Annotated in this window: 10 protein-coding genes; 5 read left to right on the plus strand and 5 right to left on the minus strand. The window is 73.7% G+C overall.

Annotated features, from left to right (window positions below; all coding sequences use genetic code 11):
- From WCD74_RS29720 to WCD74_RS29730, 3 genes are all read left to right on the plus strand, one after another.
- Positions 1-244: hypothetical protein (locus tag WCD74_RS29720; RefSeq protein ID WP_337698550.1), on the plus strand; the 244-nt coding region annotated here is incomplete at its 5' end.
- An 82-nt stretch (positions 245-326) separates the two neighbouring features.
- Positions 327-566, plus strand: a complete 240-nt coding sequence (locus WCD74_RS29725; protein WP_337698551.1) for a hypothetical protein — start codon at positions 327-329, stop codon at positions 564-566.
- Positions 567-590: 24 nt separating this feature from the next.
- A complete protein-coding gene (locus WCD74_RS29730) occupies positions 591-902 on the plus strand; it encodes a hypothetical protein (RefSeq protein WP_337698552.1) in 312 nt (103 codons plus the stop codon).
- A 9-nt stretch (positions 903-911) separates the two neighbouring features.
- On the opposite strand, the gene WCD74_RS29735 is transcribed toward WCD74_RS29730, so the two are convergent.
- On the minus strand, positions 912-1568 hold the full coding sequence (locus tag WCD74_RS29735; protein ID WP_337698553.1) for a hypothetical protein: 657 nt from the start codon (positions 1566-1568) through the stop codon (positions 912-914).
- Positions 1569-1664: 96 nt separating this feature from the next.
- Between WCD74_RS29735 and WCD74_RS29740 the strand changes: the two genes are divergently transcribed.
- Positions 1665-2681 carry an alpha/beta fold hydrolase gene (locus WCD74_RS29740; protein WP_337698554.1) on the plus strand — a complete coding sequence of 339 codons (1017 nt, stop codon included), beginning with the start codon at positions 1665-1667 and terminating at the stop codon, positions 2679-2681.
- Position 2682: 1 nt separating this feature from the next.
- On the opposite strand, the gene WCD74_RS29745 is transcribed toward WCD74_RS29740, so the two are convergent.
- Both WCD74_RS29745 and WCD74_RS29750 read right to left on the minus strand, forming a co-directional pair.
- Complete coding sequence (locus tag WCD74_RS29745; RefSeq protein ID WP_337698555.1) at positions 2683-3468, minus strand: NAD-dependent epimerase/dehydratase family protein; 786 nt, start codon at positions 3466-3468, stop codon at positions 2683-2685.
- A gap of 2 nt (positions 3469-3470) precedes the next feature.
- Entirely contained in the window at positions 3471-3776 is a 306-nt protein-coding gene (locus WCD74_RS29750; protein ID WP_337698556.1) for a hypothetical protein, read from the minus strand.
- A gap of 115 nt (positions 3777-3891) precedes the next feature.
- Between WCD74_RS29750 and WCD74_RS29755 the strand changes: the two genes are divergently transcribed.
- The gene (locus WCD74_RS29755; RefSeq protein ID WP_337698557.1) at positions 3892-4062 is read left to right on the plus strand and encodes a CsbD family protein; all 171 of its coding nucleotides are present in this window, start codon (positions 3892-3894) and stop codon (positions 4060-4062) included.
- A 91-nt stretch (positions 4063-4153) separates the two neighbouring features.
- On the opposite strand, the gene WCD74_RS29760 is transcribed toward WCD74_RS29755, so the two are convergent.
- Positions 4154-5692 (minus strand): acyl-CoA synthetase, encoded by a 1539-nt coding sequence (locus tag WCD74_RS29760; protein WP_337698558.1) that lies wholly within the window; start codon positions 5690-5692, stop codon positions 4154-4156.
- Positions 5692-6495 carry an SDR family NAD(P)-dependent oxidoreductase gene (locus tag WCD74_RS29765; RefSeq protein WP_337698559.1) on the minus strand — a complete coding sequence of 268 codons (804 nt, stop codon included), beginning with the start codon at positions 6493-6495 and terminating at the stop codon, positions 5692-5694. Before WCD74_RS29765 ends, WCD74_RS29760 begins: the two co-directional genes overlap by 1 nt.
- Positions 6496-6619 lie beyond the last annotated feature (124 nt).

Genomic DNA, 6619 nt, shown 5'->3' on the forward strand with positions numbered 1-6619 from the left:
CTCCCCCACCGGCTGCCACCACACCATCCACCCACCCCGCTACCAGCCCCTGCCCCCGATCCCGAGACCGCGACACGACACCGGCGTCACCGGCCCCTGGCACACGCCCAGACCGCCGCGGCCCTGGCGACCCCGCCCGAACAAGCACGGCCGCATCACCGACGCCGCACAGGCCACCTGGCACGACCTCCGGCACCGCCACCACCCGCCACCCGATCCGGACGACGACGAGCCGCCCTTCTAGGAGCGCCGGACGGTCGTGATCGGTTCGACGGCAGCGGACGGCGGGGTCATCCTGGAGGTTTCCCACACCCCGGAGGTGGGCCGTGACCGACGACCCGGGCCCCGAGAACACCGACCCCGAGGACACCGATCCCGACGCTGCGCTCTCGGACGCCGTCGAGGACGCCCTGAAGCCGGCGCAGCACGACGCGGTGATGGCCGTGTGGCAACGCGTCGTCCTCGGCCGCCTCGACCGCGGCGACGGGCCGCCGACGGAGGACGAGGAGATCCTGCGGCGGATCTACGAGCGGGAACGTCCGGAGGATCCGCCGCCTGCCGGGTGACCGGGAACGGGTACCAAGAGGACCGTGATCGACTCGACCGCCGAGACGCTCCGACGAGCCGCCGACCGGTTGGAGCGGCTCGCCGCCCGGGCGCCGCAGGGTCAATGGAGCGCACGCGGCCTGTTGGCGAGCCGGCCCGAGGTCGTCGCGACGGACGCCGACGGGCACTCCGAGCACGTCGCCGAGGCCCGTGCGGGCACCGCACCGTGGATCGTCGCGACCGCCCCGGCCATCGCCGCGCCGTTGGTCGCGTGGTTGCGCGCGACCGCCGACGAGCCCGGCCCGCACCCTCCGCCCGCGGTCGACCTCGCCGAGACCGTGCTCGCGTCGGTCTGACGCGGGCCGTCACGCCACGGCGACGGCCGATCGCGGCCGGACGAGGTGGCCGGCGGTGACCAGCGCCGCCACGGACAGCAGGTCGGCGACCGTCAGCCCGTGCCGTGAGGTGATGACGAGCAGCGTCGGCCCCTCCACGGCCTTGTTCACCGCGACCCACACCGCCGCCACCACGACGAGCCCGAGCGCCAGCAGCAGACGTGGCCCGCGTCCCAGCCCGTCCGCCCAGCCGACCCTCGACGCGCGCGGCCCGTCGTCGGTCGCGACCGGCATCGCCCACGCGAGGACCGCCACCGCGAGCACGACGACCGCGAGGTGGCCGGCGGCGGCGAGCAGCCCGACGAGCCACCGCCCGTCCGCCCCGGCGACGACGTCCGCCCCGAGCGACACCCCGACGACGGCGCCCACCGACCAGCGCAGCACCGTGCGCGGGTGCCGGGCCCGGCGACGCACCAGCCACCAGGCGAGCGCACCGCCGAGGACGCCGACGACGGCATAGGACACCGACACCACCGGAGACAGGCCCGGGTACCGCCACGGCCGCAGGCCCGCCGACCACGCCAGGACGAAGACGCCGACCCCGAGCGCCGCCCCGGCCAGCGCCACCCCGGCGATCGCGAGCACCCGCACGACGACGGGCGGGCGGTGCGCTGCGACATCGGCCATTCACCCATCGTCCCCCGGCACGTCACACCCGGGCAGGTCGCGGTCGTCACGACGACGGGACGTGACCGGGCACCCGCCGTCGGGAACCCCTGAGCCATGAGCACGACGCAGACCCCCACGTCCGTCCCGGCGCACGGGCGCCGGACGCGACGGCGCACCGTCACGGTGCACGGCGAGTCGGTCGGCTTCTGGGAGTCGATCCCGGCCCACCACGTCCCGGCCGGCGGGGAGGGGCCGTGGACCCATCCCGAGGGCGAGGTGGTCGTCCTCGTGCACGGCATCGCCGGCAGCGCCGCGACCTGGCAGCCGGTCCTCGCCGAGCTCGCGCGACGCCGCGACCACCGCCACGTGATCGTGCCCGACCTGGTCGGGCACGGGTCGTCGTCGGCACCCTGGGCGGACTACTCGCTGGGCGGCTACGCGACCGGCATCCGGGACCTGCTGGCCGTCCTGGGCTACGACCACGCCGCGATCGTCGGCCACTCGCTCGGCGGCGGCGTGGTGCAGCAGTTCGCGCTGCAGTTCCCGGAGCACTGCGACCGGCTGGTGCTGGTCGCCTCCGGCGGGCTCGGCCGCGAGGTGAGCCCGGTGCTGCGTGCCGCGACACTCCCCTTCGCCGAGTGGGTGCTCCCGGTGCTCAGCAACCGGCACGTCGTCGGCGCCGTCGGCCGCCTGGTGCACACGCTGCCCGGCCTCGGCTTCCTGCGCGGGTCGGTGGGCGAGTCGGCGCGGTCGTTCGCCTCGCTCGCCGACGCGGACCACCGCCAGGCGTTCCTGCACACCGCCCGCAGCGTCCTCGACCCAGGTGGACAGCGGGTACGGGCCACCGACCGGCTCTACCTCACCGAGGGCCTCCCGACCCTGATCGTCTGGGGCACCGCGGACTCGATGATCCCGGTGTCGCACGGTCACCGGGCGCACGCCCTGATCCCCGGCAGCCGGCTCGAGCTGTTCGAGGGCGCGGGCCACTTCCCGCACGCGGACGACCCCGCCCGCTTCACCGACCTGCTCGTGGACTTCCTCGACCGCACCCGGCCCGGACACCGCAGCGCCCGCGACCAGGCGGCCCGGATCGCCGCGCACGCGTCGCTCGACCCGGAACCGGTGCCGTAGGTCAGACCCCGGGCTCGTCGTACCGCGGGCCGGCGAAGCCGCCGCCGACGAAGGCGTCGGTCCACGGGTCGGTGACCAGGTCGCGGTCCGCGAAGACCTCGGCGTCGTCGACCGGGCGGTACCCCAGTTCGGCGGCGGCCGTCAGCGACCAGCGGCGGCGGGTGTTGGCCGAGACGCCCCACACGACGCGGAAGCCGGGCGCCCGGACCGTGACCGCGGCCTCGACGAGCCGGGCCACGTCGTCGGGCGAGAGCCAGGTGGCGAGGGCCCGGGCATCCGGCGGTTCCTCGATGCACGTGCCGATGCGCAGGCAGACGACGTCGAGGCCGTAGCGGTCGTGATAGAGGCTGCCGAGCGCCTCGCCGGTCACCTTCGCGACGCCGTAGAGCGTGTCGGGCCGCGGCGGCAGGTCGTCGGGCACCGGGTCGACGGCGGGGTGGAAGCCGGCAGCGTGGTTGCTGCTCGCGAACACCACGCGCGGCACCCTCGCGCGCCGGGCCGCCTCGAACACGGTGAACGTGCCGTGGATGTTGACGTCCAGGATCTCGTGCCACGGCGCCTCGCCGCTGAGGCCGCCGAGGTGCACGGCGGCGTCCGCGCCGCGGCAGGCGTCGGTCAGCGCGTCCAGGTCGGTCACCGACGCCGTCACCGCCTCCTCCCGCTCCCCCGGGGCGTCCACGGTGGCGACGTCGAGCAGGCGCAGGACGCGGTCGGGACGGGCCAGCCGCGGGCGGAGCATGCCGCCGATGCGCCCGGCGGCGCCGGTCACGAGCAGGGTCTGGGTCACGGTCACCGTCCGGGGTCGATGAGGAGGCGGTCGTCGTCGTCGTAGAGCACGATCGAGAGGTCGTCGGTCCGGACGGCCCGCAGCACGTCGTAGAAGGAGCTGTAGGGCAGGTAGGACAGGGACGGCCCCGTCTCCTGGATGTCCTCGGGCAGCAGGTCCGGGCTGGATGGATCGTCCACGAACCGGACGTCTGCGATGGTGCCCTGCTCCGTGGTGTGGAAGACGATGTTCGCCCGCCACTCGTTGAAGCCCTGTGACGTGGCCGCGATGGACACCACGTAGTGGTCGACGGGCAGTCGACGCGCCATGAGGTCCTCCTCTCCTGCGACGGAACCTCCCCGTGATCGTGCAGCACGGATGCCCGCACGGGGTACTCCTCCGGTCAGCACGGCGAGCACAGCCGTCGGAGGAAGGGGCTCACCCATGAGCAGCGAGAAGAAGGCCGACAACAAGATCGACGAGGTCGCGGGCAAGGTCAAGGAGGCCGTCGGCAAGACGGTGGGCAACGAGTCCCTGACGGCCGAGGGCAAGGCCCAGCAGACCAAGGCCAACGTCAAGCAGGCCGGCGAGAAGGTCAAGGACGCCTTCAAGTAGGCCGCTCGGACGCTGACCCGAACCCACGAACGGGTCGTTCGTCACGCAAGACCGTGATGAACGACCCGTTCGTCCGGTTCCAGGGACGGGATCAGCCGAGCAGCTGCGCCCGGATCTCGGCCTTGAGCACCTTGCCCAGCTTGGAGCGCGGCAGGTCGTCCCAGATCTCCACCTGTTTCGGTGTCCTGACGCTGCCGATCCGCGCCTTGACGAACGACGTCACCTCCGCCGGGTCCACCGTGCTCCCCGGCCGCAGCTGCAGGACCGCGGTGACCCGCTCGCCCCACTTCTCGTCCGGCAGCCCCACGACGGCGCCGTCCGCGACGGCAGGGTGCGCGAGCAGCGCCTGCTCGACCTCGGTGGAGTACACGTTGAACCCGCCGGTGATCACCATGTCCTTGGCGCGGTCGACGATGAACAGGAAGTCGTCGTCGTCGAGATAGCCGATGTCGCCGGTGTGGTGCCACCCGAACCGCGACGCCTCCGCCGTGGCGGCCGGGTCGTCGAGGTAGCCGCGCATCACCAGCGACCCCCGCACGACGATCTCCCCGCGCTCGCCCCGCGGCAGCAGCCGGCCGTCCTCGGCCATGATCGCGACGGTCACCATCGGCGAGGGCCGCCCCGCGGACGACAACCGTTCCCGGGCGAGCGACCCGTCCGGCCGGACGTGGTCCGCCGGGGGCATCGTCGAGATCATCATCGGCGCCTCGGTCTGCCCGAACAGCTGCGCCATCACCGGCCCGATCCGCGTCCACGCCTCCTCCAGCCGGGACGCCGACATCGGCGCCGCGCCGTACCAGAAGCACTGCAACGACGACAGGTCGCGGCCGGGCAGCGACGGGTGGTCCAGCACCATGTAGATCAGCGTCGGCGGCAGGAACGTGTGCGTCACGCGGTGGCGCTCGACGTGGTCGAGGAAGCCCCCGACGTCGGGCGAGCGCATGATCACGATCGCGCCGCCGCGGCGCAGCACCGGGAAGCAGAGCACCCCGGCGGCGTGGGTCAGCGGCGCCAACGCCAGGTAGACCGGGCGCTCGCCGCCCGCCGGCCACGGATAGCTCATCAGCGTGATCGCGGTCATGGACTCGAGGGTCGTGCCGGTCAGCATGACGCCCTTGGGCCGGCCGGTGGTGCCGCCGGTCCCGACGATCATGGCGAGGTCGTCGCCGGCATCGCGATCGACCGAATCGTCGCGACCCGCCGTCAGGAAGGCCTCGAACCCCACGGCCCACGCGACGTCGCCGTCCAGGCAGACGAGCGTGCGCAGCCGTGGCAGCGCGCCGCGGATGGCGTCGACCAGGGGCGCGAACGCGGCCTGGAAGAACAGCACCGTGCAGCCGAACAGCTCCAGCAGCTCGCGGTTCTCGGCCGCCTCGTTGCGCGGGTTGACCGGGCACCACACCGCACCGGCCCGGCTGATGCCGAAGACGCACGTGAACGCGGTGGGGTCGTTCGCCGAGAGGATCGCGACCCGCTCGCCGGGGGCGACCCCGCCGGACACCAGCGCCGACGCGACGCGGCCGGACAGCCGCGTCACGTCGGCGTAGGTGGCCACCTCGTCGCCGCAGACCAGGCAGGGCGCGTCCGGGTCGAGCGAGCTGCCCTTGTCCAGGTGGTCGACGAGGCGCATCACATGCCCATGCCGCCGTCGACCGGCAGGCCGGCCCCGTTGACGAAGCGGGCGGCGTCGGAGGCCAGGAAGACGACCGCGTCGGCGATGTCCGACACCTCGCCGAGCCGGCCGGACGGCGTCAGCTCGACGACCGCGCCGACCGCCGCCTCCGGGCTGTCGAACAGTCCGAGACCGGCGGTCTCGACGGCGAGCTTCTGGCCCATCGCGGTCGGGACCAGGCCCGGGTAGACGCAGTTGACCCGCACCCCGTAGCCGAGCTTGCCGGACTCCATCGCCGCGACGCGCGTCAGCCGGTCGACGCCGGACTTGGTCGCCGAGTAGCCGCCGATCGAGGGGAACGCGATGGTGGCGGCCACCGAGGCGACGTTGACGATCGCGCCGCCCTGCCCCGCCGGCCCGCCCGGGCGCATGGCGCGGAACGCGTGCTTGATGCCCAACATCGTGCCGAGCAGGTTCACCTCGAGCATGCGCCGCACGTCGTCGGGTTCGGTGTCGACGAGGAGCTGCGTAACCTCCAGCCCGGCGTTGTTGACGACCACGTCGAGACCGCCGAGCTCCCGCACGGTGTGCGCGATCGCCGCGTCCCACTGCGCGTCGTCGGTGACGTCGAGGGCGACGAACCCCGCGGTCCGGCCGTCCGCGGACAGCGTGGCGGCGGTGCGCTCCCCCACGTCCTTCTGCACGTCGGCGAGCATCACCGCCGCGCCGGCACCGGCCAGGGCACGCGCCATGCCCTCGCCGAGTCCCTGTGCTCCGCCGGTCACCAGGACCCGGCGGTCCGTCAGATCGAACGCGCTCATGTCGCCCCACTCCCGTTGTGTCGGTGGTGTGGATCACAACGCAGGAAGGGCGGGAGCGTCAATCACTCGGCCCGCCGTCAGGAAGGGAGTCCTTCCCGACGACGGGGCGGGGCCGGTCAGGACC

Origin of the sequence: Actinomycetospora aurantiaca (assembly GCF_037401875.1) — a bacterium.
Classification (GTDB): Bacteria; Actinomycetota; Actinomycetes; order Mycobacteriales; family Pseudonocardiaceae; genus Actinomycetospora; species Actinomycetospora aurantiaca.

Excerpts from the sequence above, each read along its gene's own strand:
- WCD74_RS29750 (WP_337698556.1), bottom strand. The coding sequence starts at position 3,776 with ATGGCGCGTCGACTGCCCGTCGACCACTACGTGGTGTCCATCGCGGCC.
- WCD74_RS29760 (WP_337698558.1), bottom strand. The coding sequence starts at position 5,692 with ATGCGCCTCGTCGACCACCTGGACAAGGGCAGCTCGCTCGACCCGGAC.
- WCD74_RS29765 (WP_337698559.1), bottom strand. The coding sequence starts at position 6,495 with ATGAGCGCGTTCGATCTGACGGACCGCCGGGTCCTGGTGACCGGCGGA.
- WCD74_RS29755 (WP_337698557.1), top strand. The coding sequence starts at position 3,892 with ATGAGCAGCGAGAAGAAGGCCGACAACAAGATCGACGAGGTCGCGGGC.
- WCD74_RS29740 (WP_337698554.1), top strand. The coding sequence starts at position 1,665 with ATGAGCACGACGCAGACCCCCACGTCCGTCCCGGCGCACGGGCGCCGG.
- WCD74_RS29735 (WP_337698553.1), bottom strand. The coding sequence starts at position 1,568 with ATGGCCGATGTCGCAGCGCACCGCCCGCCCGTCGTCGTGCGGGTGCTC.